This window comes from Acinetobacter lwoffii, from assembly GCF_019048525.1.
Classification (GTDB): Bacteria; Pseudomonadota; Gammaproteobacteria; order Pseudomonadales; family Moraxellaceae; genus Acinetobacter; species Acinetobacter lwoffii_K.
In genome coordinates, this window is sequence record NZ_CP077369.1 from 2,010,715 (window position 1) to 2,035,591 (window position 24,877).

21 protein-coding genes are annotated in these 24,877 nt (G+C 43.0%); 14 read left to right on the forward strand and 7 right to left on the reverse strand.

What is annotated here, in order from left to right; translation table 11 throughout:
* Nucleotides 1-126 precede the first annotated feature (126 nt).
* From I6L24_RS16745 to I6L24_RS09430, 4 genes are all read right to left on the reverse strand, one after another.
* Nucleotides 127-261, reverse strand: coding sequence for a hypothetical protein (locus I6L24_RS16745; RefSeq protein WP_005104601.1), 135 nt, complete (start codon nucleotides 259-261; stop codon nucleotides 127-129).
* Nucleotides 254-1,468, reverse strand: coding sequence for an MFS transporter (locus I6L24_RS09420; RefSeq protein ID WP_005104600.1), 1,215 nt, complete (start codon nucleotides 1,466-1,468; stop codon nucleotides 254-256). The genes I6L24_RS16745 and I6L24_RS09420 overlap by 8 nt, the downstream gene beginning before the upstream one ends.
* A 119-nt stretch (nucleotides 1,469-1,587) precedes the next feature.
* Nucleotides 1,588-2,410, reverse strand: a protein-coding gene (locus I6L24_RS09425) for an IS5 family transposase (RefSeq protein WP_153567219.1) whose coding sequence is annotated in 2 segments (ribosomal slippage) — nucleotides 1,588-2,028 and nucleotides 2,030-2,410 — 822 coding nt in all. Because the reading frame shifts where the segments join, the coding sequence is not laid out codon by codon here.
* A 100-nt stretch (nucleotides 2,411-2,510) separates the two neighbouring features.
* A complete protein-coding gene (locus I6L24_RS09430) occupies nucleotides 2,511-3,587 on the reverse strand; it encodes an OmpW/AlkL family protein (protein WP_005251313.1) in 1,077 nt (358 codons plus the stop codon).
* A 450-nt stretch (nucleotides 3,588-4,037) separates the two neighbouring features.
* Between I6L24_RS09430 and I6L24_RS09435 the strand changes: the two genes are divergently transcribed.
* Nucleotides 4,038-4,217: a hypothetical protein gene (locus I6L24_RS09435; protein WP_004646507.1), complete on the forward strand. Its 180-nt coding sequence runs from the start codon at nucleotides 4,038-4,040 to the stop codon at nucleotides 4,215-4,217.
* Between the two features lie 288 nt (nucleotides 4,218-4,505).
* Here the strand turns inward: I6L24_RS09435 and I6L24_RS09440 are convergent, their stop codons facing one another.
* Complete coding sequence (locus I6L24_RS09440; RefSeq protein WP_004279675.1) at nucleotides 4,506-5,294, reverse strand: A1S_2505 family phage non-structural protein; 789 nt, start codon at nucleotides 5,292-5,294, stop codon at nucleotides 4,506-4,508.
* A 362-nt stretch (nucleotides 5,295-5,656) separates the two neighbouring features.
* Here I6L24_RS09440 and uvrB point away from each other — a divergent pair, with 362 nt between their 5' ends.
* The 7 genes from uvrB (at nucleotide 5,657) to proB (ending at nucleotide 14,559) form a co-directional block, all read left to right on the forward strand.
* Complete coding sequence (gene uvrB, locus I6L24_RS09445) at nucleotides 5,657-7,678, forward strand: excinuclease ABC subunit UvrB (RefSeq protein ID WP_004279676.1); 2,022 nt, start codon at nucleotides 5,657-5,659, stop codon at nucleotides 7,676-7,678.
* Between the two features lie 144 nt (nucleotides 7,679-7,822).
* Nucleotides 7,823-8,410: a lipocalin family protein gene (locus I6L24_RS09450; RefSeq protein ID WP_004279677.1), complete on the forward strand. Its 588-nt coding sequence runs from the start codon at nucleotides 7,823-7,825 to the stop codon at nucleotides 8,408-8,410.
* 162 nt (nucleotides 8,411-8,572) lie between these two features.
* Nucleotides 8,573-9,505, forward strand: coding sequence for an EamA family transporter RarD (gene rarD / locus I6L24_RS09455; RefSeq protein WP_004279678.1), 933 nt, complete (start codon nucleotides 8,573-8,575; stop codon nucleotides 9,503-9,505).
* A gap of 251 nt (nucleotides 9,506-9,756) precedes the next feature.
* Nucleotides 9,757-11,214 (forward strand): glyceraldehyde-3-phosphate dehydrogenase, encoded by a 1,458-nt coding sequence (locus tag I6L24_RS09460; protein ID WP_004279679.1) that lies wholly within the window; start codon nucleotides 9,757-9,759, stop codon nucleotides 11,212-11,214.
* A 185-nt stretch (nucleotides 11,215-11,399) separates the two neighbouring features.
* A complete protein-coding gene (locus tag I6L24_RS09465) occupies nucleotides 11,400-11,774 on the forward strand; it encodes a winged helix-turn-helix transcriptional regulator (RefSeq protein WP_004279680.1) in 375 nt (124 codons plus the stop codon).
* Nucleotides 11,775-12,180: 406 nt separating this feature from the next.
* The gene (gene cgtA / locus I6L24_RS09470; protein ID WP_004279681.1) at nucleotides 12,181-13,398 is read left to right on the forward strand and encodes an Obg family GTPase CgtA; all 1,218 of its coding nucleotides are present in this window, start codon (nucleotides 12,181-12,183) and stop codon (nucleotides 13,396-13,398) included.
* A 27-nt stretch (nucleotides 13,399-13,425) separates the two neighbouring features.
* A complete protein-coding gene (gene proB, locus I6L24_RS09475) occupies nucleotides 13,426-14,559 on the forward strand; it encodes a glutamate 5-kinase (protein ID WP_004279682.1) in 1,134 nt (377 codons plus the stop codon).
* Between the two features lie 75 nt (nucleotides 14,560-14,634).
* On the opposite strand, the gene I6L24_RS09480 is transcribed toward proB, so the two are convergent.
* Complete coding sequence (locus I6L24_RS09480) at nucleotides 14,635-15,231, reverse strand: phosphatase PAP2 family protein (protein ID WP_004279704.1); 597 nt, start codon at nucleotides 15,229-15,231, stop codon at nucleotides 14,635-14,637.
* 164 nt (nucleotides 15,232-15,395) lie between these two features.
* A complete protein-coding gene (locus tag I6L24_RS09485) occupies nucleotides 15,396-16,100 on the reverse strand; it encodes an SIMPL domain-containing protein (protein ID WP_004279706.1) in 705 nt (234 codons plus the stop codon).
* A 475-nt stretch (nucleotides 16,101-16,575) separates the two neighbouring features.
* Between I6L24_RS09485 and I6L24_RS09490 the strand changes: the two genes are divergently transcribed.
* From I6L24_RS09490 to pstB, 6 genes are all read left to right on the forward strand, one after another.
* Nucleotides 16,576-17,949, forward strand: a complete 1,374-nt coding sequence (locus I6L24_RS09490) for a diaminobutyrate--2-oxoglutarate transaminase (protein ID WP_004279708.1) — start codon at nucleotides 16,576-16,578, stop codon at nucleotides 17,947-17,949.
* Nucleotides 17,950-17,952: 3 nt separating this feature from the next.
* Complete coding sequence (locus tag I6L24_RS09495; RefSeq protein WP_004279709.1) at nucleotides 17,953-19,485, forward strand: pyridoxal phosphate-dependent decarboxylase family protein; 1,533 nt, start codon at nucleotides 17,953-17,955, stop codon at nucleotides 19,483-19,485.
* A 434-nt stretch (nucleotides 19,486-19,919) separates the two neighbouring features.
* Nucleotides 19,920-20,951 (forward strand): substrate-binding domain-containing protein, encoded by a 1,032-nt coding sequence (locus I6L24_RS09500; RefSeq protein ID WP_004279710.1) that lies wholly within the window; start codon nucleotides 19,920-19,922, stop codon nucleotides 20,949-20,951.
* Between the two features lie 104 nt (nucleotides 20,952-21,055).
* A complete protein-coding gene (pstC, locus tag I6L24_RS09505) occupies nucleotides 21,056-22,435 on the forward strand; it encodes a phosphate ABC transporter permease subunit PstC (protein WP_004279712.1) in 1,380 nt (459 codons plus the stop codon).
* The gene (gene pstA, locus I6L24_RS09510; protein WP_004279713.1) at nucleotides 22,435-23,826 is read left to right on the forward strand and encodes a phosphate ABC transporter permease PstA; all 1,392 of its coding nucleotides are present in this window, start codon (nucleotides 22,435-22,437) and stop codon (nucleotides 23,824-23,826) included. The genes pstC and pstA overlap by 1 nt, the downstream gene beginning before the upstream one ends.
* 13 nt (nucleotides 23,827-23,839) lie before the next feature.
* Nucleotides 23,840-24,754: a phosphate ABC transporter ATP-binding protein PstB gene (pstB, locus tag I6L24_RS09515; protein WP_004279716.1), complete on the forward strand. Its 915-nt coding sequence runs from the start codon at nucleotides 23,840-23,842 to the stop codon at nucleotides 24,752-24,754.
* Nucleotides 24,755-24,877: the final 123 nt, after the last annotated feature.

The window sequence follows — 24,877 nt, forward strand, 5'->3', positions numbered from 1 at the left end:
GAAATAAAATCAAAAGAAATGATAAGTTTATGAATAATCTGATATTTTTAATATTTAGTTGATTTTGAAACATTTAACTTATTGTGCGATGGATTGCGCATTTTCTGCTGAGGATATTTCAGCAGTTTAGTGTGCGCAAAAAGCCTGATTAAAATATTCAAATAACTGAGGTGTTTGAAACCACAGTCCAATCGACAAAGCCAGTAAAAGCAGGATTGCCACAGCAATCAAGAGTTTGAGTTTCAATAGAGAATCAGTCATGGACGATTTGCTCCTCATTGACCCAGAAATGCACCAGTACGCCAAAAATGCTGAGGACAATGGATAGCATCCACACCGCATTATAATTGCCACTCAAATCATGGTTAACTCCACCGAGCCAGCCACCAAAAAATGAGCCAACCTGATGGGTAAAGAACACGATGCCACTGAGCATGGTCAGATATTTCACCCCGAACATATTCGCCACAATGCCATTGGTCAGCGGAACGGTCGATAACCAGAGTAACCCCATAATGACACCAAAGCTATAGACTGTCCATGTGCTGAGAGGCAGCATGAGAAAGGCAATAATCGCAATTCCACGCAATGCATATAATCCCATCAGTAGATGCGGTTTGAAGTATTTGCCACCCAGCCAGCCGGCCGTATAGGTGCCTACCACATTAAACAGACCCACTAAGGCTAAGAAGATCGTACCGGTTGTGGCATTAAACCCATGATCAATCAGATAGCCAGGCAGGTGAATGCCAATAAAAACTACCTGAAAACCACAAACAAAAAAGCCCATAGCCAGAAACCAGAAGGGTTTATGATTTTTCACCACCACCAGAATCTGTTTAAAATTGAGTGAGACTTTATTGGGGGTAGCGGCCGCGTTGGGATGAACATACATCGGTGCTTTCAGCATCCAGGCCAATGGCACAATCAATGCAATTAAAATGGCACTGACCACCAGCGCCGCTGACCAGCCGACATTCTGTAATAGCAACAGGGTTGAAGGCAGCATGATAAACTGACCAAAAGATCCGGCCGCACTAGCAATTCCCATCGCCAAACTGCGCTTTTCTGGTGGGGCAGCACGTCCAACTGCAGACAATAACACCGGAAATGACGTAGCTGACAGGGCGAGACCCAGAATCAGGCCGACACTCAGATTAAGCAATAATCCGGTCGAGCTAACTGCCATCAAGAGTAGACCAATTGCATATAAGGCTCCGCCTACAGCTACCACAATCTTGCTGCCATATTTATCGGCAAATGCCCCGGTAATCGGCTGAACTGCACCCCAGATCAGGTTTTGCATGGCAATAGCCAGGCTAAAAACATTATGACCCCAACCGAATTCTTCGCTCATCGGTACCAGATACAGGCCAAAGGCATGACGTACACCCAGTGACAGTGCCAAAATGATGGCGGAGCCAATCAGCATAAAAATAAGAGCTTTGGAAAATTGACTGTCAGCCATACGTCATTCATGCCTATAAATTTGATATGTATAGTATTCGATTCAAGCAATAGAGGCGATTAAATAAATATTGATCAAAAGATAAATTTTTTTTATTAATAGATCTCTTGCGAAAGTCGTTATTGCAAGTTCATCCGGTTTACCAGTGCAGCGATTAAGTTAATGCGTAAACCGAATCTTTTCCGTCTATTTCGATAGCGTTCACTTAGTATTCTAAATCTTTTCAATTGACTGTTAATATGTTCGATTACAACTCGTATTTTTCCAATCATTTTATTGTAATTTTTCTCAGCATCAAATAAGGGTAAATTCTTCTTTTTCTTTATTGGCATCAATAATTTAAAGCCATCTTGCTCTAACCCATAGTACCCTAAATCGGTCATAACATAGTCACAATGTTTGAATTTCTTAACTGTTTTTCTTGCCAATTTAATATCATGCTGACTGCCAGACGATATATCTACTCCTATGATTTGTTTGCTCTTCGGATGATAGATCACTTGGGCTTTTAACGTATGTTTCTTCTTTTTACCACTGTAGAACTTACTCTGATTTTTTTTTCGGGCGTTCTATTAAACATTCTGTCGCATCAATAATTACCCAGTTAAATTGTTCGTCTGCTGTGGTAATGCTTCGTTTTGGCAGGGTAAAACGTCTTGATTTCATTAATGCATCTTCAACCTTTTTAATAGTTCGATTCACATTACTTTCAGCGATATGGTAATTTGCCGCCAATTCCAATTGGGTGTTGTAGCTCCGTAAGTAATTGATTGTTAATAATAATTGATCCTCTATAGCTAAAGTATGAGGACGCCCTAATTTCTTTTTAAGTGATTCTGCTTCTTTTAAAACTTCGACCATTTCACTAAAAACTGCTCGAGGTACACCAACCAAGCGCTGGAATTCAGAATCTGAAAAACGATTTAATTTCTGATATTTCATGAAATCTATATTGAGGCAGTTTTTACTTTCGCAAGAGGTCTAATATATTAAGCCTAAAAAAACGGCCGAAGCCGTTTTAATTAAAAATCGGATATTGAGCTTAGAAACGCATACCGATCCCGGCATAGGCCAGAATCGGATTGACTTCAATATCGGCTTTAGAGCGAATCAGTTCACCTAAATTTGCATCTGTCACCGTAATTGTCGTGTCATTTTTTAGATGTGCATAAGATACTGAACCGACTGCAAACCAAGTGTCATTAAAGTCATAGCTAAAGCCGACCGTGGCCACAGGCGCGAAAGCATCGGATGCTTCAAGCTTTACTTTTGGATCGGCTTCACTTAGCTTGCCTTCAAGGGAAGCACCAGCATTGCCTTGTTTAATATTGGCAATCATATGTCCTGCAGCAATCAGGTCCTGCTCGGTACGTGAGTTAATTTCCAGTTCATTGAAATAGGCATACATCACACCTAAGCCGACATAAGGCCGGAATTTATTCACTCCGGTTTTACCAAAGTGATACTGGAATTCAAAGGCAGGTGTCCAGGCGCGGGCAGAGGCAGCCGGACCATAGGCTTCCAGATCAGTAATCTCGATATCTTTCTTCAGTATAATATCGATAGGAAGTTCAATATTGCCCAGAGTAGGGGTTGCTGTTCCCGAGAACGGTGCATAGATTTTACCTTTACCTTGCAGATCAACCTTGGGTGGAATGCCGGCTTTCATTTCAAAAGAAATATTATCGGTAAAATAGTAATTGGTCATAATGCCTAAAGTGGTGACATCATCCGCTGTCAGACCGGTACCTGGATTATCCCATTCAGACAGACCATTGATTTGAGTGGTTCCACTGATATTCGCTGGTAATGTACCTCCAGTGAAGAAACCAATCCCTTCTAATAATCCTTTCACTGTTATCTGATCGACAGAAGGATCAAGATTATTGACGACCGTATCAACATTGATAGCGCCGTTTCTATAACTTTTACCGTTTTCGACAGCAGTATTCACTTTAAATGGTTGGGCCTTGCCTTGCGGCATCACATGCAATGCACCGACTGATACCGAAAAGCGCTTAAAGCCATCTCCATCTTGCAAGCTAAAATAAGGGGAATCTGCATGTGCGACCATAGGTAAAGTGGCTAGGCCTGCCATACATGCCAGCAATGTTTTCATTGATTTGGAACTCCATGTCCAGTTTGTTTATTCGTTTTTCTAGTTCATTAATTATGTGAATTACATTAAAAAATTCAGTTATAGAACAACAGGTCAAAAGTTAATCGATGGTTGATATTGGTAAATTCTATATATTTTTTGTTTATATCTCTTGAATTTTAAGAAATGTATAGCGTGTAAATATAATTACTTTTACCTTAATAGCTTAAGTATAAAAGTGAAGGAAATTTGCTCTTGATAGCATTAAAATTTCAATCCTATGAATTTTTATCGTAGAAGATATAGAGGAGAGTTTAGGTAAATTTTAGGCTGCATTGATTCAAGCATTTATCATCATGGGATGATTTTTTATTTTTCCAAAACAAGAGCATATGAATTTATCCAAGATCCTGCTACCCAGTCGACTGAGTTTTTTTGTACAATAGCTGCATATATTATTGAGTGAATCACATGAGCACCCAAACTCCTCCCAAAAAAAAGCCCCTGGTTAATTTACCTTTCCCGATCAAGCAAGCAGAGCAAAATGCTGCAGAAGAAGTTCTGGAAGATTTAAGACCAAGACCACAGCGTTATGCTGACCGTACCTGGATGCCACCACGTGGTACGCGCCGTTCAATGGGCAAGCGCTAATTGATCAGACTCAAAAAGCTATGATAAATCATGGCTTTTTTTGTGGAAATTTTTAGGGAGTTGATGAGTAATATTTGATTCATCTTTCGCGCAAAGAGAAAATGGTGCTCTAATTTATCCAAATCTCTTTCAATTTTATTCTTAATAAAGCAAACGAAATATTTAAGCTCTCTAAATGCCGACCAAAATAAAATCCACACCTGGTTGATTTCATATTCGACATTTTAGCCGCCCAGAAAAAAAAGCCAATTCAAACATTGGCTTTTTTTGAAAGATATTTTGATAGCACTAACGAATGCTTTTACGCGCTTTATTTTCCGGCTTCGGTGGCGCGATTTCTCTCTCGCCTTGCCAGACATCGATAAAATCTTTCTCGTTAATATTATAAAGTTCCAGTAGCGCTAAAATCACGCCTCCAAACAGCATGGCACCTTCTGAATGGCTTTGAAAATCGACCAGCTTGGTATTCAGATTATGCAGGATATCTTCAATTTCAAAGACACGTTCCCGTCCATTGCTGTCGGTCGGATAGATCTGGGTATTTAAAATAATTCTTGCCAGGCTTTTTTCATTTTCGCTCAAAGGCAGTTCTTCAATCAACTCATCGCTGGCCGGAGTTAAAATCACGGAATCGCGGAATATGGTATGTAAGAAATTTGCGCTTAATTTTGGCAGCGGCTTTTCGACAAAAGGACGGAAAGATTGCGGGAAAATGACATTGCGTGAGATGCCTTTAAACATCGGTGCAATTTCCTCGACCTTATAACCTGCGATCCCACAACCCAAGGAAGTAATAAAATATTTATTTTTAGGATGATTTTTGGTGTAAATCTTAAAGTCATCAATATAGTGCTGGATTTGTGAGAGCGGCATTTGTTGCAAATGCTCGTTCATGGTGGGAATGGCATAGCTCTGACCCGCCCAGCCACGACCCACGCCCATGACTGCACCAAAATGCTCAAGTGCCGTTCTGGCTGCTCCACCACCGTGTTGTCCAGCCAAGTTGCTGCCAAAAACAAAAACCGTATTTTCCGGAAGGGATTTAACAATACTTTCATCGTGATAGTGGTAAGTCATAATTGTCGATTCTAGGCCATCCTGATCTTCATGTTGCCCGTGAAATGAAAAGGGGTCAAGGCAAAATTGTGCCGGACTAGCCAAACAGATAGAGTATTTCACCCATAAGCCAAAACAGGATACCGAGTACGCCCAAATAAAGCTGCTGGCTGAAAATGATTAGTTTGTTCTGTATTTATTCCCTTTGTAACTGTATATTTTATTGATGATTTTTCAAACTAGAGAATGAGTCAAGCGCTAACAAATAATGAATACTAATATTGTTTTATTTTACCAAACAGAAACCTAAGCAGGGATTGAGTAATTCCAATTTACCCTCATAATAAATCAAATCTATATCCGCAGCGAAGTCAGCGAAAGCTATGAGTGATAAAAAACCCTTTGAATTAGTGACCAGTTATCAACCAGCAGGCGATCAGCCACAGGCCATTGAAAAACTTGTCAAAGGCATTGAACAGGGTTTTCATGATCAGCTTTTACTGGGGGTTACTGGGTCTGGTAAAACCTATACTATGGCCAATGTCATTGCACAGACACAGCGTCCGACCATTGTCATGGCACATAACAAAACTTTGGCTGCGCAGCTCTACGGCGAATTTAAAGCATTTTTCCCCAATAATGCCGTCGAATATTTTGTCAGTTATTATGATTATTATCAGCCGGAAGCCTATGTGCCATCTTCAGATACTTTTATCGAGAAAGATGCTGCAATTAATGACCATATTGACCAGATGCGCCTTTCTGCAACCCGTTCATTATTAGAACGTCGTGATACGATTATTGTCGCGTCGGTGTCTGCCATTTATGGTTTGGGTGATCCAAATGCCTATATGAGCATGTTGCTGCATGTGGTGGAAGGCGATCGCATTGGCCGTGATGATATTATTCGCCGTCTGGTCGAGATGCAGTATTCACGTAACGAACTGGAATTCCTGCGCGGTACTTATCGTATTCGTGGTGAAATTATTGATATTTTTCCGGCTGAATCCGATCAGGATGCGATCCGGATTGAACTGTTTGATGATGAAGTTGACTCTATCCGCTGGTTTGATCCCCTGACAGGGAAAATGGTTCGTAAAGTACCTCGTGTGACCATTTATCCTAAAAGCCACTATGTTACGCCGAAAGACAATTTATCCCGTGCGATTGAAACCATCCGAGACGAACTTAAAGAGCGACTGGTGTTCTTCCGTGAAAATGACAAACTGCTGGAAGCCCAGCGTATCGAGCAGCGCACACGCTATGATCTGGAAATGATGCAGCAATTGGGTTATACCAACGGCATTGAAAACTATTCTCGGCATTTGTCGGGCCGTTCTGCGGGTGAAGCGCCGCCGACCTTGTTCGATTATATTCCGGATGATGCCTTGCTGATTATTGATGAGTCGCATGTGACGGTGCCGCAGATTGGTGCCATGTATAAAGGTGACCGTTCGCGTAAGGAAAATCTGGTGAATTACGGATTCCGTTTGCCGAGCGCGCTGGATAACCGTCCAATGAAATTTGAGGAATGGGAACGTATTGTGCCGACGACTGTTTATGTCAGCGCAACGCCCGCACGTTATGAGCTGGAAAAATCCCAGCAGATTGTCGAACAGGTGGTACGTCCGACTGGTCTGATCGATCCGGAAATTGAAATTCGTCCAGTTTTGACGCAGGTCGATGATGTGCTTTCCGAAATTAATTTGCGTAAAGATATTAATGAGCGGGTACTGGTCACAACCTTGACCAAGCGCATGGCCGAAGATTTAACTTCTTATTTGAAAGAATACGGGATTAAGGTCGCTTATTTACACTCCGATATCGATACCGTCGAGCGGGTCAAAATCATTCATGAACTGCGTACCGGGGTGCATGATGTACTGGTCGGGATTAACCTGCTGCGTGAAGGGCTGGATATGCCGGAAGTGTCACTGGTTGCCATTCTGGATGCAGATAAAGAGGGATTTCTGCGTTCTGAGCGCTCTCTCATTCAGACCATTGGCCGCGCTGCGCGTAACCTGAAAGGTAAGGCGATTTTGTATGCTGATCGCATTACTGATTCGATGCAGAAAGCCATTGAGGAGACGGATCGTCGTCGTGCCAAGCAGATTCAGTTTAATGAAGAACATGGCATTACGCCGCGCAGTGCAGTGCGTCAGGTGATCAAGGAAATTGATACTGGTGAAGTATTGGATGATGATTCAATTGAATTGAAAGTCTCGGATCAGGCACGTGCGATCAGTGCCGATGAGCGGCATATCATGGCAGATCCGAAAATGTTTGCGAAACACATTAACAAGCTTGAAAAGGAAATGCTGAAAGCGTCAAAAGAGCTTCAGTTTGAGCAGGCTGCGCGTATGCGTGATGAAATTGTGCGTTTAAAAGCCCAGATGTTTGATTGATTTTTGTTGCATTAAATCTTATTTAAATGACGTAAAATCAATCACAAACCAAACATAATGTAACAAATTTAGGAATTGGATAAAGCTATTGTATGAACAGAAATTTTTAAATAAATATTTTGTGAACATGCAATAGGTATCTTTATGACAACTCAAAAATTTTCACGTACTGGATTAAAGCTGGCAAAAATTGCGGTGGGTAGTGCGGTTCTTCTTGGTTTGGGCGCCGCTACCATGGCTTATGCGAAAGACGAGCCATTACCGACCATTGAGAAAGTTGAGCTGGACCGTTATCTGGGAACATGGTACGAAGTAGCACGCAAACCTTTGTATTTTCAAAACAAGTGTGATCGCGATGTCACAGCGACCTATACTTTAAATGAAAATGGCAATATCGTGGTGGATAACCGCTGCATTAAAAAAGATGGTGGACAAACCCAGTCATTGGGCGAGGCATTTGTGCAAAATCCACCGCAGAATACCAAGTTAAAAGTCAGTTTCTTACCAGACTTTATTCGTTGGATTCCGGTCGCTCGTGGCGATTATTGGGTCTTAAAACTGGATGAAAATTATCAAACTGTTCTGGTCGGTGAGCCAAAACGTAAATATATGTGGATACTCTCACGTGATCCGCAATTGGATAAAAATGTGGTGAATGAATATTTACAATATGCACAGTCGGTGGGCTATGACCTGAGTGATGTAATTCATACCAAACAAACTCAAAGATAAAAATATCGTCTTAATGGAAACCATGCTATGGCATGGTTTTTTATTTTATGTGTCAAAAGACAATCTAAAATCGAGAGATAGCTACATTTTAAATGGATGAAGCATCAAGCTTTCTATTGTACTAATCGTTATAATGCCGGCGAATGAAATTAGAGTTTAACTATGTATAAAGGCATCGCGTTATCTGTCTTGGCCTCTGTGGTTTTTGGAGTGCTGTATGTATTTACGCCTTTTTTACAGCCTTTAGATAGTGAACAGACCTTTGCATGGCGCATGCTGGCGACCTTACCATTCCTCACAGCCTTCATGTGGTGGTCGGGTGATCTGAAACATATCAGCAGTATTTTTAAGCGGGTATTACGACAGCCTTCATTTTTGATCTGGTTGCTGATTAGTTCGCTGTTATGTACTACACAATTGTGGTTGTTTTTATGGGGCCCTATCAATGGGCGTGGCCTCGAAGTCTCACTCGGTTATTTTCTCCTGCCTCTGGTGATGGTGCTGGTCGGCTGTGTGCTTTATAAAGAAAAATTATCATCCTTCCAGATGGTTGCTGTTGCTCTGGCAATGTTGGGGGTAGGACATGAAATCTGGCGGATCGGTTCAATCGCATGGGAAACGGTCTATGTCGCTTTAGCTTATCCACTTTATTTCTTTATGCGGCGTAAATTCGCGACCGATCATCTTGGTGGATTCTGGTGGGATCTATTTCTGATTTTGCCTGTGGCATTTTATTTGGGCTTTATTTACAGTGATTCCATGCCGCTCATGTTGAATCATTCTCACTTGATCTTGGCAGTTCTTGGATTAGGCTTTTTAAGTGCGCTCGGTTTAGGTAGCTATATTTTGGCTAGCCGATATTTACCTTTTGTCATCTTTGGGCTGTTGAGTTATCTGGAGCCGGTACTGCTCGCTTTTGCCTCGATGGCACTGGGTGAGCGTGTGGAATCAGGTGAATGGCTGACCTATATTCCAATCTGGCTAGCTGTTTTACTGCTGGTTGTGGAAGGAATATTGCATTTGCTGAAGCAGCGTAAACAGCAATTAGCCCTTAAGAAAAATCTGGAAAACTATCAGGACCGGCTCAACTCTTAAAATTAAAAAGAGATTGAATGAATAAACAACATTTAACAAATTTGTGCCAGGTACTGAAAAATAGTGGTCTTTAGCATTTTCGAATGCAAAATCATTCAGCTAATTACAACTATTTTTGAAATTTATAGTGAATATACGTTAAAAACTACCCGTCTCAACGAGCTTTTGATTCAAACTTGCGGCCAATTCCATTACAATTGTCGGGTTTAGAAATTTATGCTTAGATTTACAATTAATTAGAGGACGTATCTGTGAGCAAAGACACTATTGTTGCCCTCCATGCAGAACACCAAGGTCGCTGGAAAAACCGTGAAGAACTTGCGGAACGTATGATTGCCCTTGTTGGCCAGTTATATCGTGAAAAAAATATTGTAGCTACAGTTTATGGTCGCTCTTTAATTAACCGTTCTGTGATTCAGATTTTGAAAGCACACCGCCGTACTCGCGTACTGGACGTTGAACTTTCTGTAGTTGATACTTTCCCAATTCTTGAAGCATTGGTGAAAGTAGAAAACATCGGTTCTGCTGAAGTTGATCTGGGTAAACTTGCTGTTGAATTTAAAGAAAAAGGCGGCGACATCGATGCATTTGTTGCAGACGCTGTTAAATCGATCGAAGGCAATGCTGCTGCTGTAGAACATAAAGATGTGGTTCTTTATGGTTTCGGTCGTATCGGTCGTATCCTGGCACGTTTGATGATTGGTCAATCAGGTCTGGGTCGTGGTCTTAGCCTGAAAGCAATCGTGGTTCGTAAATCATCGGATGGTGATTTGGAAAAACGTGCTTCTTTACTTCGTCGTGACTCTATTCATGGTCCATTTGCAGGCACAATTTCTGTAGATGAAGAAAACGAAGCAATCATTGCCAACGGTAACTTCATCAAAGTGATTTATGCATCGAATCCTTCTGAAGTGGATTACACTGCATACGGTATCAACAATGCACTTGTGATCGACAATACAGGTAAATGGCGTGATGCTGAAGGTCTTGCTCAACACCTTAAATGTCCGGGCGCTGCTCGTGTGATTCTAACTGCACCTGGTAAAGGTGACATGAAGAACGTGGTTTACGGTGTAAACCAGGCGGACATCCTTGATGAAGATACCATCATCTCTGCTGCAAGCTGTACGACTAACGCAATTACACCTACACTGAAAGTATTGCATGATAAATACACAGTGTTGAATGGTCATGTTGAAACAGTTCACTCGTTCACAAACGACCAGAACTTGATCGACAACTACCATAAAGCTGACCGTCGTGGCCGTGCTGCAACATTGAATATGGTCATTACTGAAACTGGTGCAGCGAAAGCAGTAGCGAAAGCGCTTCCAGCTCTTCAAGGTAAATTGACAGGTAACTCTGTACGTGTACCTACACCAAACGTATCGCTTGCAATTCTTAACCTGACTTTAGGTCAAGACGTTGATCGTGATGAAGTGAACGAATACATTCGTCAGATTTCAATCGGTTCTAGCCTGCAAGGTCAAATCGGTTATACCAACTCGACTGAAGTAGTATCTTCTGACTTTATTGGTTCACGCACTGCAGGTGTATTCGACGCGCAAGCAACGATCACTTCAGGCAACCGTTTAACTGCTTATGTTTGGTACGATAATGAAGTGGGTTATAGCTGCCAGGTATTGCGTATTGCTGAACAAATGGGCGGCGTAAGCTATCCAAAAGTTCCTGCTGAAACTAATGCATAATTAGTATTTAGCTAAAAAAAAGAGCCTCAATTGAGGCTCTTTTTTTATGATTTTTTTATTTAAAGTGAACTTTCTTAATCTAATAAGAATCAACAAATTTACTTGCTGGCGAAATATGAATTTGATAACTTACAAAGAGTAAGTATATTAAAATGAGTAAGTAATAAAAATATGGTGAGAATAGTATGACAAATTATGCAATCAGCCCGTTACTGGGGCAGGTTTTATCAACTGAATGTCCATCACGTGAGATATTGGAACACCTTGCCAATAAATGGTCGGTCTTGGTTTTGCGTTGCTTAAGTGAAGGGGTGCATCGTTTTAGTGAACTGAAACAACGCATTGAAGGGGTAAGTGAAAAAATGCTCTCCCAGACTTTAAAAATGCTGGAACAGGATGGTTTTATTTTGAGAACGGTTTATCCGGTGGTACCGCCAAAAGTGGAATATCAATTGACGATTACCGGTTCGCAAGCGGCTGAAAAAATCATGTATTTAATTGGCTGGATTGAAAAAAGTCTGCCAGATATTTTAGAACATAAACAAAATGTTATTAAATAGTTTTCATTAAATGGCAGGAATGCAGTGTTTGTGAAAATACAAAATTTGGACTTATCTTGGTTTATATAAAATACTGATTTTAAAAGGTGTCTGCATCAGAATATCTTCTTGTAAATACGGTTTTTGAAAATTTACTTCTCTATAAATTATTTTAAAATCATCAAGAAATTCACAAAAAGAATTTCCAGAATAGGGGATAGTACTAGGGCAAAAGCGCTTGATTTCCTACCACTTCTTTTCCATCTTTAAAGCATTCTTTCTCCAAATCTATGCCTTAGATAGATCAAATAGGCTCGGTGAAAAAATGACTGAGTAAGATTTATGGGATTGCTGCATAATTCTATTCGAGAAATTCTTTAAAATATGGCAGAATATGGGGTTTTAAAGTTTTTAGAGGATTGGCAATATGCGCTTTGTTGATGAAGCAGTCATTACCGTAGAGGCTGGCGACGGTGGCAATGGCGTAGCCAGTTTTCGCCGTGAAAAATTCGTGCCATTTGGTGGTCCAGATGGTGGTGATGGTGGTCGTGGCGGCAGCATTTATATTCAGGCTGACGACGACACCAGTACGCTAGTTGATTATCGTTATACACGTAAATATCGTGCAGAACGAGCAAAAAATGGCCGTGGGGCGAACTGTGCTGGTCGTGGCGGTGAAGATACCGTATTAAAAGTTCCGGTAGGAACAACAATTGTAGATGTTGAGTCTGGTGACATTATTGGCGACTTGATCGAAGACGGTCAACGCGTGAAAGTTGCAGCAGGCGGTGATGGTGGTTTAGGTAATACCCACTTTAAATCATCGACCAACCGTTCACCACGTAAGTGTACGCATGGTCAAAAAGGTGAATTCCGTGAAATCCGTCTAGAGCTTAAAGTTCTGGCAGATGTCGGCTTGCTGGGTATGCCAAATGCGGGTAAATCGACCTTCATTCGTGCTGTGTCAGCGGCAAAACCAAAAGTTGCAGATTATCCATTTACCACCATGGTGCCAAACCTGGGTGTGGTCGATGCTGACAGTCACCGTTCATTCGTGATGGCGGATATTCCAGGTCTGATCGAAGGCGCATCTGAAGGTGCAGGTCTTGGGATTCGCTTCCTGAAGCACTTGGCGCGTACCCGTATCTTGTTGCACATCGTTGACGTACAACCGATTGATGGCTCAGATCCGGCACACAATGCCAAAGCAATTATGAAAGAGTTAGAAAATTTCTCCCCAACGCTTTCAAAACTGCCGATCGTATTGGTGCTGAACAAAGTCGATCAGTTGGCTGAAGAAACACGTGAAGAATGGTGCACCCATATTCTTGAAGAATTACAGTGGGAAGGCCCAGTTTTTGAAACTTCTGGCTTAACGGCTGAAGGCACCAAAGACGTAGTTTACTACCTGATGGATCAGATCGAAGAGCAACGTGAACGCGAAGCTGAAGATCCAGAATATGCAGCAGAAATGAAAGCATTCCGTGATCAGCTTGAAGCTGAAACACGAGAACAAACCATCGCTGCAAAAGAAGCGTATCGTGAGATGCGTCGTCAGCAACGTCTTGCCGGTATTCTGGGCGATGATGAAGATGATGAAGATGGCGATGATGATAGTGATGTGGAAGTGTACTACGTACGCTAATCTCTGAGAGAAGAGTCTGAGGACAAGATGATAGAAGTGGTAGATGGGCAGCGTCAGCTCAAGGGTTGTAAACGAATCGTTGTTAAAATCGGATCATCTTTACTCACAGCAAATGGACAAGGTTTAGATTTAGATGCCATCTCGCATTGGGCGGGACAAATCGCAGATCTACACAATGCAGGACACGAGATTATTCTGGTGTCTTCCGGTGCTGTGGCTGAAGGTATGGTGCGAATGAAACTTGAGAATCGACCCACCGATCTACCCAGTCTTCAGGCTTGTGCTGCCATCGGTCAGATGGGTCTGATCCATACTTGGTCAAGCGTACTAGAGAAACACCAGATTCGAACTGCGCAAGTATTGTTAACCCATGATGATCTGGCAGATCGTCGTCGTTATCTCAATTCATGTGATGCTTTGCAGAACCTGATTGACTGGCGTGTGATTCCGGTGATCAATGAAAATGATACTGTTTCGACTGACGAAATTCGCTTTGGTGACAACGACACACTTGCTGCGATGGTTGCGGGTCAGGTGCATGCAGACCTTCTGATTATCTTAACGGATCAGGAAGGGATGTTTGACTCAGACCCGCGGTCTAATCCAGATGCCAAACTGTTCCATACCGTACGTGCGATGGATGAAAGTCTGTTTGATATGGCCGGTGGAGGCGGTAAATTTGGTCGTGGTGGCATGCTGACCAAAGTTCGTGCTGCACGTCTGGCTGCAAAGTCGGGCTGTCCGACCTTAATTGCAAGTGGTGATAGTGATGGTGTTCTATCACGTCTAATGTCTGGCGAATTGTTAGGCACCTTATTTGTCACTGACAAAGACCGGATGACAGCGCATCAGCAATGGTTGGCGGCTCACTTGCAAACCGCAGGTCGTTTGGTGATTGATGATGGTGCAGTAAAAGCCATTAAAGACAATCATCGTAGCTTGTTGCCTGTAGGCGTCAAAGCTGTTGAAGGTCACTTCGAACGTGGTGATGTGGTGGAATGTGTTGATACACAAGGTCACCGGATTGCTGTAGGGCGTGTCAATTTCAGTTCGCGTTCAGCAGATATCGTTCGTGGTCTGGCATCGGATAAAGTACATCAGGTGTTAGGTGAAGCACGTTCACTAGAAATGATTCATCGCAATCATATGGCGATTTATTGAGTTATTCAGATTCAAGTTTAGAGATTCAAAAAGTCCCGCTTTCGAGCGGGATTTTTTATGACATTTTAATTATATTTATTTAATCCAGCCCATTCGAATTAAAGGCGAAAATAACCAATAATGAATACCCAAAATAAAGTTCATGATTTGATTCTCATATTTCCACCACAATGGTAATCCAGCTAAATTTACTGTTATTGCCATCAGAAACGCACCCAGCATATCAATCGGAAAATGCACACCGACATAAACACGCGACCACGCTACCAGCCAAGCTGTCCAGATTAGAATTCTTCCCAAGTCTCGCTGCGGTGAAAAATAATAGGCGAAGGCAATCCCACTAAAAATACTCATATGGTTGCTGGGAAAAGAACCAGTCGGTGCATGTTCAATCAGGGTGCGACCAACATCCATCACAAACGGGCGTGGGGTATTGAGTACCGCAGACAATACTTCACTCATCAATAATGTAATAGCTGTAAAGATGAAGGCTTTAATAATCCCTGTTTTTACTTCGTAACTACCACGGAACCAAGCAATAGCAAAAATCAGCAAAAAGAGATAAACCAGGTCATGCGCAATCAGGGAGGCATAGTTGATCATCCAGATTGAGGCTTGGTCGGGTACATTTAAGATATGAAACAGGTAAAGATTCAGTTGGTCAAGGGACATGAGCAGAGAGGACTGGAACAAATGTCCGTTACTCTAAACCGGTCAAACCTCAATTCCTACCTGAGTTTGTATGAATTTGTAGCCTCGCTTTTTAAAGAATATTCACATGATAAAAAACCACTCAAAAGAGTGGTTCTTAAAAGTCTGAATAATATAATGAGGTCTTATTTAAACTGAATCGCTCCATTCGCGCTGACGGCCATTTGCGATTCGCCTGCTGCAACTTCCTGCTCAGGAACCGCCATATCAGCCGATGCAGATTTCATCATGGCCATACGCGGTACTGGCTGTGGTGAATAATTGTTAGTATTCAGGTTTAAGTTCACCAGTTGATAACTCGGTTTGTTCCAGGTCTGGGTGAGTGCCTGTGCGCGTTGCTGGAAGTTTTTGGTGGCTTCAATCATCAGCTCGCTTTCAACTTTTTTACGCTTTTCGTCAGATACCTTGAAATTAATCGACTGGGTCTGGAAGTGCTGTTGTAATTCAGCAATCAATTGAGATGTCGCTTTAAAATCTTTTGATTCCAGACGAATCTGGGCACGACCACGCCATTCTTTTAATTTGCGGTTGTCATTGTCATAAATAGGGTAAGTACTTTGTGCCCCAGTCTCGATTTTCACAGTTGGATATTTGCGTGCTGTGGCAATTGCTTGATTCATCAGCTGGTTAATTTGAGTGGCCAGTTCAGCTGGTTGTTTGTTGGATTTTTCAATATAAAGCACAGCATGCATTTCATCATTTGAGATTTCACGGCTGGCCTCTGCTGAAAGATTAACAACATTATAATTCAGAGATTCAGCAGGAGCTGCAAATGCGCCTGTGGCGAGGGTGCTGGCAAGGATCAAACTGGTAAGTGCTAAGAGACGCATGAAATTGTCCTGTTTTTCTTAAAATTGGCCATCTAAGCCGTTGTTAAAATATTAAATCTCAATTGTGATCTTTTTACGAAATATTTGTCGTAAGAGTGTTAAATTTTCTTTAATTTTATCTCATTATTTAATTTATATTTATTATTAATAATTAAATACTTAATGAATAATTTTGAGATTGATTACCTGAATGTCGCCTACGCTACAAAAAAGCATAAAAGAACACGCTTTTCTTTCTGCTGTCACACTGTAAGATGATGATTTAGGGGATGGATTAGCATGATGTTTTTTTTCGATAAAGATTAGGACAAAATGTGACTGAAAGTTGTTTATTTTCCTGAAAAATTCGGTATCATCCGCCTCCTAGTTATTCGAATACAAAACTGCTAGCTAGAACCTTTATAAAGCGCCGAGTCAAAGGACCAAACGTCACCAGACTTATTTCTTTCACCCATATCAGAGATGGTAATTCGATATGAGCGTTACTTCTGTAAACCCTGCCACCAATTCCACAAACGAATACTACTTGACTCGCCAAAGTCAGATGGAATCGAATGTGCGTAGTTATCCACGTAAATTACCGTTAGCGATAGCGAAAGCACAAGGTTGCTGGGTTACCGATGTTGAAGGTACTGAGTACCTTGATTGTTTAGCTGGGGCAGGGACGTTGGCATTAGGCCATAATCATCCTGCGGTCATTCAAAGTATCCAGGATACGATTGCAAGCGGTTTACCATTGCATACCCTGGATCTTACTACTCCTTTAAAAGATGCTTTTACTGAAGCACTTCTTTCTTATCTTCCAGGTGGCCAAGAAGAATACTGCTTGCAGTTCTGTGGTCCATCCGGTGCAGATGCAACCGAAGCCGCGATTAAACTGGCGAAAACCTTTACCGGTCGTAGCTCAGTGATCAGCTTCTCTGGCGGTTATCACGGTATGACTCACGGTGCATTGGCAATGACAGGTAACCTGTCTGCGAAAAATGCAGTGAACGGCTTGATGCCGGGTGTACAGTTCATGCCATACCCGCATGAATACCGTTGCCCATTGGGTCTTGGTGGTGAAGCCGGTGTTGATGCCCTGACTTACTACTTTGAAAACTTCATTGAAGATGTAGAAAGTGGTGTGACCAAACCTGCAGCTGTAATTCTTGAAGCGATTCAAGGTGAAGGCGGTGTGGTAACGGCGCCAGTAAAATGGTTGCAAAAAATCCGGGAAGTGACTGAAAAACACAACATCGTATTGATTCTTGATGAAGTTCAGGCTGGTTTTGCACGTTCAGGCAAAATGTTTGCATTCGAACACGCAGGGATTGAACCTGATGTTGTAGTGATGTCTAAAGCCGTAGGTGGTAGCTTGCCGCTTGCCGTACTGGGTATTAAACGTAAGTTTGATGCTTGGCAACCTGCTGGTCATACCGGTACTTTCCGTGGTAACCAATTGGCGATGGGTACAGGTCTTGCAACGATCAATACCATTAAAGAACAGAACCTGGCTCAAAATGCACAAGAGCGTGGTGATTTCCTGCAAGCTGAACTTAAAAAACTGGCTACTGAATTCCCGTGTATCGGTAACGTGCGTGGCCGTGGTCTGATGATCGGCGTTGAAATCGTAGATGAGCGCAAAGATGCGGATCATATGGGTTCTTTACCTGCTGATGGTCAGTTGGCTGCAGCGATCCAAACCGCTTGTTTCAACAATAAATTATTGCTTGAGAAAGGTGGTCGTAACGGTACAGTGATTCGTTTACTTTGCCCGTTGATCATTACTCAAGACGAATGTGTTGAAGTGATTGCTCGTTTCAAAAAATCGGTTGCTGAAGCACTAGTTGCAGTTCGAGGCGCATAATTCATGGTAGATTTCGCAGAACATCGTAAAGCGTTACTCTGCAATGATGCTGCATCCATTGCTGACTATCAGGCTGGCATGGACCAAGCGACCAAAGCGGTTGCGGCATGGTTGCAAAACGACAAAATGTACACTGGCGGCAGCATTAACGAGCTACGCAGTGCGATTGCATTTAATCCTTCAAAAGAAGGTTTGGGTGTAGAAAAATCTCTTGAGCGTATGGTTGAGCTATTCCTCAACAAGAGCTTAAAAGTACATCATCCACATTCACTTGCGCATCTTCACTGTCCAACAATGGTGACCAGTCAGATCGCGGAAGTGCTGATTAACGCAACCAACCAGTCAATGGACTCATGGGATCAAAGCCCGGCCGGTTCGTTGATGGAAGTTCAGCTGATTGACTGGTTACGTCAAAAAGTGGGCTATGGTGCAGGTCAGGCCGGTGTATTCACTTCTGGTGGGACACAGTCTAACTTGATGGGCGTATTGCTGGCGCGTGATGCTTGCATTGCGAAAAACTGGAAAGACGAAAACGGTAATCCGTGGTCGGTTCAGCGCGATGGTATTCCTGCGGATGCGATGCGTAATGTCAAAGTCATCTGTTCTGAAAATGCACATTTCTCTGTGCAAAAGAACATGGCGATGATGGGCATGGGCTTCCAGTCAGTGGTCACTGTTCCTGTGAATGAAAATGCACAGATGGACGTAGATGCACTGGAAAAAACCATGGCGCATCTTCAGTCTGAAGGCAAGATCGTGGCATGTGTGGTGGCAACAGCGGGTACAACGGATGCTGGTGCGATTGATCCATTGAAAGCAATTCGTGAAATCACCAATAAATATGGCGCGTGGATGCACATCGATGCGGCATGGGGTGGTGCACTGATTCTATCCAATGACTATCGTTCTATGCTGGACGGGATTGAGCTGTCGGATTCGATCACGCTTGATTTCCATAAGCATTATTTTCAAACCATTTCTTGTGGCGCGTTCCTGCTGAAAGATGAAGCGAATTACCGTTTCATGCATTATGAAGCAGAGTATCTGAACTCCGCTTATGATGAAGAGCATGGCGTTCCTAACCTGGTATCGAAGTCACTACAAACGACGCGTCGTTTTGATGCATTGAAATTGTGGATGACAGTTGAAGCACTGGGCGAAGAGCTTTATGGTTCGATGATCGATCATGGCGTGAAATTAACCCGTGATGTGGCAGACTACATTAAAGCGACTGATGGTCTGGAGCTTCTGCTTGAGCCTCAATTCGCGTCTGTCTTGTTCCGTGTGGTTCCAGCGGGATATCCGGTTGAATTACTCGATACGCTCAATCAAAACGTAGCAGACGAACTGTTTGCACGTGGTGAAGCGAACATTGGTGTGACGAAAGTTGGTCAGGTTCAGTCTCTGAAAATGACTACTTTAAGCCCGGTTGCAACGCTTGATAATGTGAAGAACCTGTTGGCGCTAGTGCTTGCAGAAGCGGATCGTATCAAGGATTCAATCGCTGATGGTACCTACACGCCACCAATTGCATAAGTGATTGTGGTGTGAAAAAAGGAGATCGAAATGATCTCCTTTTTTTGTAGGCTTAAAAAATAAAAAGGTCATTTCCCAGATCGAAATTCCCCACAAAAACACGGAAGATCTGAATCCCGTTTAGCCTGTTATTTATTTGTCATAGGCTTATGTAAAACTGGGGAGCAGGATTTATCCTGAGTTCAGTTTTATAAAAATTGTTACATGTCATTGGTCTAAAATTTTTTATTGAAGTGAATGACATAAAGAACTTAATCATTGAAATCCATAAAAATTTAATCAAGAAAAAGCCGCTAGATTAAAAATCACTAAATCGTAATAAAGCTGTAACTTATCTGTCATATTCTAAAATCAAAATGCAGGTATCGAAAGAAGTACAAAACTGAATAAAAAGTGGTGTACTCCAAATTTGCATAAATGAGAGAGATACTAGAATGCGCTTTACAAATATAGCTTTAGCATTAGCAGTAACCGGGGCAACTGCTGTAACGACTGCACACGCAGCACGTGACACCATTCAAATTGCAGGTTCTTCAACTGTACTTCCATATGCCAGTATCGTGGCAGAAGAATTCGGTAATACTTTTCCACAGTTTAAAACACCAGTTGTCGGTTCTGGCGGTTCTTCAGGTGGTTTAAAGCAGTTCTGTAATGGCGTGGGTGATAACACGATTGATATCGCAAACTCTTCTCGTCAAATCAAGAGTACAGAGCTGGCAGAATGTAAAAAGAATGGCGTTAACCAAGTCCTAGAAATCAAAATTGGTTATGACGGTATTGTGTTTGCATCGAATGCAAACAAAGCGGCTTATAAACTGCGTCCACAACATGTCTTCGCTGCACTTGCTGCACAACTTCCATCAAATGGAAAAATGGTCGCTAACCCGTACACGCGTTGGAACCAAATTGACAAAGCACTTCCGAATGAACCGATCACCCTGGTAATTCCTGCGTCGAATCATGGTACGCGCGAAGTCTTCCAGGAGAAAATGGTGGATGCAGGTTGTGAAACGTATGCTGCAATTAAGTCTCTAGACAAAGATGCTAAGAAAAAAGCTTGTACAACATTCCGTAAAGATGGCCGTGTGGTTGAGATTGCCGGTGACTATACCGAAACATTGGCACGTTTAAAAACTTCTCCAAGTGCGGTAGGTGTGTTTGGCCTAGGTTTCTATGACCAGAACCGTGACCGTCTACGTGTTGCTACGGTGAACAATGTAGCGCCTTCTGAAAAGACCATCTTGAATGGTGCTTATCCGGTATCACGTCCATTGTTCTTCTATGTGAAAGGCGAGCACTTGAAATCGATCAAAGGCTTACCGCAGTTCACAGAATACTTCCTGAACAAGAAAGTATCTGGCAAAGGCTCTAAGCTGGAAAAAGCAGGTCTGATTTCAATGTCTGATAAAGAACGTGCGGCAGTCCTGGCAAATTTCAAGGCTGGTAAAGCGGTTGTTGTGAAGTAATAAATGATTTTGAAAACGCTGGTGGTAGGGTCAACCTACCATCGGCTTTTTGCGATAAACAAGTTTTTTCAAACCATGAAAATTGAAAAAACAGTGGAGAATACATGAATCTGCTACTTATAGGTGTGTTATTGGCCATCATGGCCATAGCCTATCAAATCGGATTAAGTAAAAGCCGTAGCTTAGCAGGTAAGGGAAGCAATTCTGCAAACTTACACTCGCGTCCCGGATATTATGGTGCCCTGGTTGCACTATGGTGTGGTATCCCTGCGTTTTTAATTTTGATTGTTTGGAATATGGTGGAACCCACTTTTCTGAAGCAGGTGGTACTCAACCATTTGCCAGAAAATGTTTCGGCCAGTCTGGATCCGGCAAGTTTGAGCGTTGTGATTGATCGCGTTCAGGCACTTGCCTCAGGTTTTGGAGTGAGTGATACACCGGCAGCCTATGAAGTCGCAGCTGCGGAACAGCTGGCTAAATTCTCGACCATTGGTACCTTTGCCAAATTGGCAGTCGTGATTTCAGCTGCACTGGCTGGTCTGGTCTGGGCAAAGAAACATATTAGCCAGGAATTCCGTGCACGTAACCAAGTCGAAAAAATGATTAATATCGGCCTGGCATTGTGTTCGGGTGTGGCGATTCTGACCACTCTCGGGATTGTAATGTCGATGTTTGGCGAGGCGATGCGTTTCTTCAGTTTCGTCAGCCCACTGGATTTCTTCTTTGGTACCCAATGGAACCCAGGGTTTAGCACCTCTGGCAGTGCTGAAGGCAGTTATGGTTTATTGCCACTGCTCTGGGGCACGCTCATGGTCAGCGGGATCGCACTTTTAGTTGCAGTTCCGGTTGGTCTGATGATTGCGATCTATCTGGCAGAATATGCTTCACCGCGATTCCGCTCTTGGGCAAAACCTATGATTGAAGTGTTGGCGGGTATTCCTACGATTGTCTATGGTGTCTTTGCCTTGATGATCATCGGTCCATTCCTTAAAAGCATGGGTGCTCTGGTCGGACTCGAAATTAATGCCACCAGTGCGCTGACCGCCGGTCTGGTCATGGGCATCATGATCATTCCATTTGTATCTTCTTTGTCAGACGACATCATCACTCAGGTGCCGCGTGCCTTACGTGATGGTTCTTTGGGCTTGGGGGCGACCAAATCTGAAACGATTCGTCAGGTGGTTTTACCCGCAGCCCTACCGGGTATTATCGGTGCGTTCCTGTTGGCAGCGTCACGTGCAATTGGTGAAACCATGATCGTGGTTCTTGCAGCCGGGAACAGTCCGCAGTTGCATGCCAATCCGCTTGAAGCCGTATCTACGGTCACGATTACCATCGTGAATCAGTTAACTGGCGATACTGATTTTGCTAGTCCACAAGCACTGGTAGCCTTTGCACTAGGATTGACGCTATTCGTCATTACCTTGGGTTTGAACATTGTTGCACTGATCATCGTGCGTAAATATCGTGAGCAATACGACTAATGAGTACTTCAAATACAACGCCTGTGGATCAGCGTATTGATCCATCCATCGCCGCCGAGCTGCGTGAAAAGCGTAAGAAGACCATTCAAAGCTCTTTGGCACGACGTCATCGTAAAGAAAAAACCTTCCGTTTATTTGGTTTCTCTGCGGTACTGGCAGGTCTGTTCTTTGTGGTATTGCTGTTCGGGAGTATTTTATCCAAAGGTTTGCCTGCATTCTGGCAAAGCAGCATGAGTTTGCCGATTCATTTCGATCCAGCCATTGTGGATATTGGTCCAAAACCAAAGCCAGCTGCAGGAGAATCTCCAGCACAGTTTGAAGATCGCTTTATCGCATGGCAGACTGAAGTCGGAATGGTGGATTGGGATGCACTAATTATCAACGGCATGATCGCCAAAGACAGCAAGCTGGAAAGCCAGCGTGATGAACTGGGTTCTTTATATACCAGTTCTGAGGCGTATCGCTTGCGTGACATGGTCATGAATGACCCGAGTCTGGTCGGTCAAAGTAAGGAAGTGAAAATTCTGGCGGATGCCAATGTCGATGTCTGGTTGGCGGGAAATATTGACCGTGATCTTCCCGATGAACAGCAGCAGCTCAGTCCTGAAGTACGTCAGGTGGCGGACGAGATGAAAGCCTCTGGTGTGATTGAAAATAGTTTCAATACCAATATTTTCACCAGTCCTGACTCACGCAGCTCACCGGCAACTTCAGGCTTGGCAGGCGCCTTCATGGGCTCACTGTTCATGATGATGATCGTGATCTTTATCTCGATTCCAATCGGGGTGGCCTCTGCGATTTATCTGGAAGAGTTTGCACCGAAAAACTGGATTACCGATGTGGTCGAAGTCAATATCAACAACCTGGCAGCCGTACCATCGATTGTCTTCGGTCTATTGGGTGCAGCGATCTTCATTGGCTGGATGCATTTGCCACTGTCAGCCCCATTGGTGGGTGGTCTGGTACTGAGTCTGATGACCTTACCGACTGTGATCATCACCACACGCGCATCACTTAAAGCGGTTCCACCTTCGATTCGTCAGGCAGCTTTGGGCCTCGGTGCTTCCCGCATCCAGACAGTATTTCATCACGTCTTGCCTTTGGCTTTGCCGGGTATTTTGACGGGCGCAATCATTGGGGTCGCACAGGCTTTGGGTGAAACTGCACCATTGTTATTAATCGGGATGAGTGCTTTTGTTGCCAGCGTTCCAGCCACACCATTTGATCAGTCAACGGCTTTACCGGTGCAGATTTTCTTATGGCAAGGCAATGAATTACGTAACTTCTTTGAAGGGCGTACCGCAGCAGCAATTATTGTACTTCTGGCCATGATGATCAGCTTGAACAGTCTGGCCATCTGGTTACGTAAGAAATTTGAAGTCCGTTGGTAATAGGGGCAGAATCATGAACACAACTGTTATTCAAAATTCCTTAAAAAAGGATCAAATCGTGAATCCACAACAGACACAATTCACCTCGGATGAGGCGACTCAAAAGCCGGCAACTCCGTTTGTTTCCCAGTTCGATACGCAAAGCAGCAGCAAAAAAGATGCGAAGTCGACGAATGTGAAACTTAGTACTTCTGATGTGCATGTGTACTATGGTGAAGCGGAAGCGATTAAAGGCATTGACCTGAACATTTATGAAAATGAAGTGATTGCTTTTATTGGGCCATCAGGCTGTGGTAAATCGACCTTTCTGCGTACCTTAAACCGCATGAACGATACGATTGATAGCTGCCGTGTGACCGGTAAAGTCATGCTGGACAATCAGGATATTTATGATCCAAACCTAGATGTGGTCTTGCTACGTGCACAGGTTGGTATGGTTTTCCAGAAGCCGAACCCATTCCCGAAATCAATCTTCGATAATGTCTCCTATGGTCCAAAACTGCATGGTTTGGCGCGTGACAAGTACGATCTTGAAGAAATTGTAGAAGGCAGTTTGCGTAAAGCTGGTTTGTGGGAAGAAGTGAAAGATCGTTTAAACCAGCCGGGAACAGGTTTATCGGGTGGTCAGCAGCAACGTCTGTGTATCGCGCGTACCATTGCAGTCAGCCCGGAAGTGATCCTGATGGATGAACCATGTTCAGCACTTGATCCCATTGCAACCGCTAAAGTAGAAGAGCTGATTTCTGAGCTTTCTACGCAATATACCATCGCGATTGTAACGCACTCTATGCAACAGGCAGCGCGTGTATCTGATCGTACTGCATATTTCCATTTGGGTGATCTGATTGAAGTCAACTCGACCGAAAAAGTCTTTACCCAGCCAGATCATCAGTTGACTGAAGCCTATATTACCGGGCGTTTCGGTTAATCCGATCTCTAGAATAAGAGCCGTAAGGCTCTTTTTTTATAGGTGAAATAGATGGTGATAATCGTAATAATTCTCGAAATAAAGTTGAAAAAAACCGAAATTGACCTAATCTAAAGGAATAAA

Coding starts and splice junctions, on each gene's coding strand:
- I6L24_RS16745 (WP_005104601.1), bottom strand. CDS start 261: ATGACTGATTCTCTATTGAAACTCAAACTCTTGATTGCTGTGGCAATC.
- I6L24_RS09420 (WP_005104600.1), bottom strand. CDS start 1,468: ATGGCTGACAGTCAATTTTCCAAAGCTCTTATTTTTATGCTGATTGGC.
- I6L24_RS09430 (WP_005251313.1), bottom strand. CDS start 3,587: ATGAAAACATTGCTGGCATGTATGGCAGGCCTAGCCACTTTACCTATG.
- I6L24_RS09435 (WP_004646507.1), top strand. CDS start 4,038: ATGAGCACCCAAACTCCTCCCAAAAAAAAGCCCCTGGTTAATTTACCT.
- I6L24_RS09440 (WP_004279675.1), bottom strand. CDS start 5,294: ATGACTTACCACTATCACGATGAAAGTATTGTTAAATCCCTTCCGGAA.
- uvrB (WP_004279676.1), top strand. CDS start 5,657: ATGAGTGATAAAAAACCCTTTGAATTAGTGACCAGTTATCAACCAGCA.
- I6L24_RS09450 (WP_004279677.1), top strand. CDS start 7,823: ATGACAACTCAAAAATTTTCACGTACTGGATTAAAGCTGGCAAAAATT.
- rarD (WP_004279678.1), top strand. CDS start 8,573: ATGTATAAAGGCATCGCGTTATCTGTCTTGGCCTCTGTGGTTTTTGGA.
- I6L24_RS09465 (WP_004279680.1), top strand. CDS start 11,400: ATGACAAATTATGCAATCAGCCCGTTACTGGGGCAGGTTTTATCAACT.
- cgtA (WP_004279681.1), top strand. CDS start 12,181: ATGCGCTTTGTTGATGAAGCAGTCATTACCGTAGAGGCTGGCGACGGT.
- proB (WP_004279682.1), top strand. CDS start 13,426: ATGATAGAAGTGGTAGATGGGCAGCGTCAGCTCAAGGGTTGTAAACGA.
- I6L24_RS09480 (WP_004279704.1), bottom strand. CDS start 15,231: ATGTCCCTTGACCAACTGAATCTTTACCTGTTTCATATCTTAAATGTA.
- I6L24_RS09485 (WP_004279706.1), bottom strand. CDS start 16,100: ATGCGTCTCTTAGCACTTACCAGTTTGATCCTTGCCAGCACCCTCGCC.
- I6L24_RS09490 (WP_004279708.1), top strand. CDS start 16,576: ATGAGCGTTACTTCTGTAAACCCTGCCACCAATTCCACAAACGAATAC.
- I6L24_RS09495 (WP_004279709.1), top strand. CDS start 17,953: ATGGTAGATTTCGCAGAACATCGTAAAGCGTTACTCTGCAATGATGCT.
- I6L24_RS09500 (WP_004279710.1), top strand. CDS start 19,920: ATGCGCTTTACAAATATAGCTTTAGCATTAGCAGTAACCGGGGCAACT.
- pstC (WP_004279712.1), top strand. CDS start 21,056: ATGAATCTGCTACTTATAGGTGTGTTATTGGCCATCATGGCCATAGCC.
- pstA (WP_004279713.1), top strand. CDS start 22,435: ATGAGTACTTCAAATACAACGCCTGTGGATCAGCGTATTGATCCATCC.
- pstB (WP_004279716.1), top strand. CDS start 23,840: ATGAACACAACTGTTATTCAAAATTCCTTAAAAAAGGATCAAATCGTG.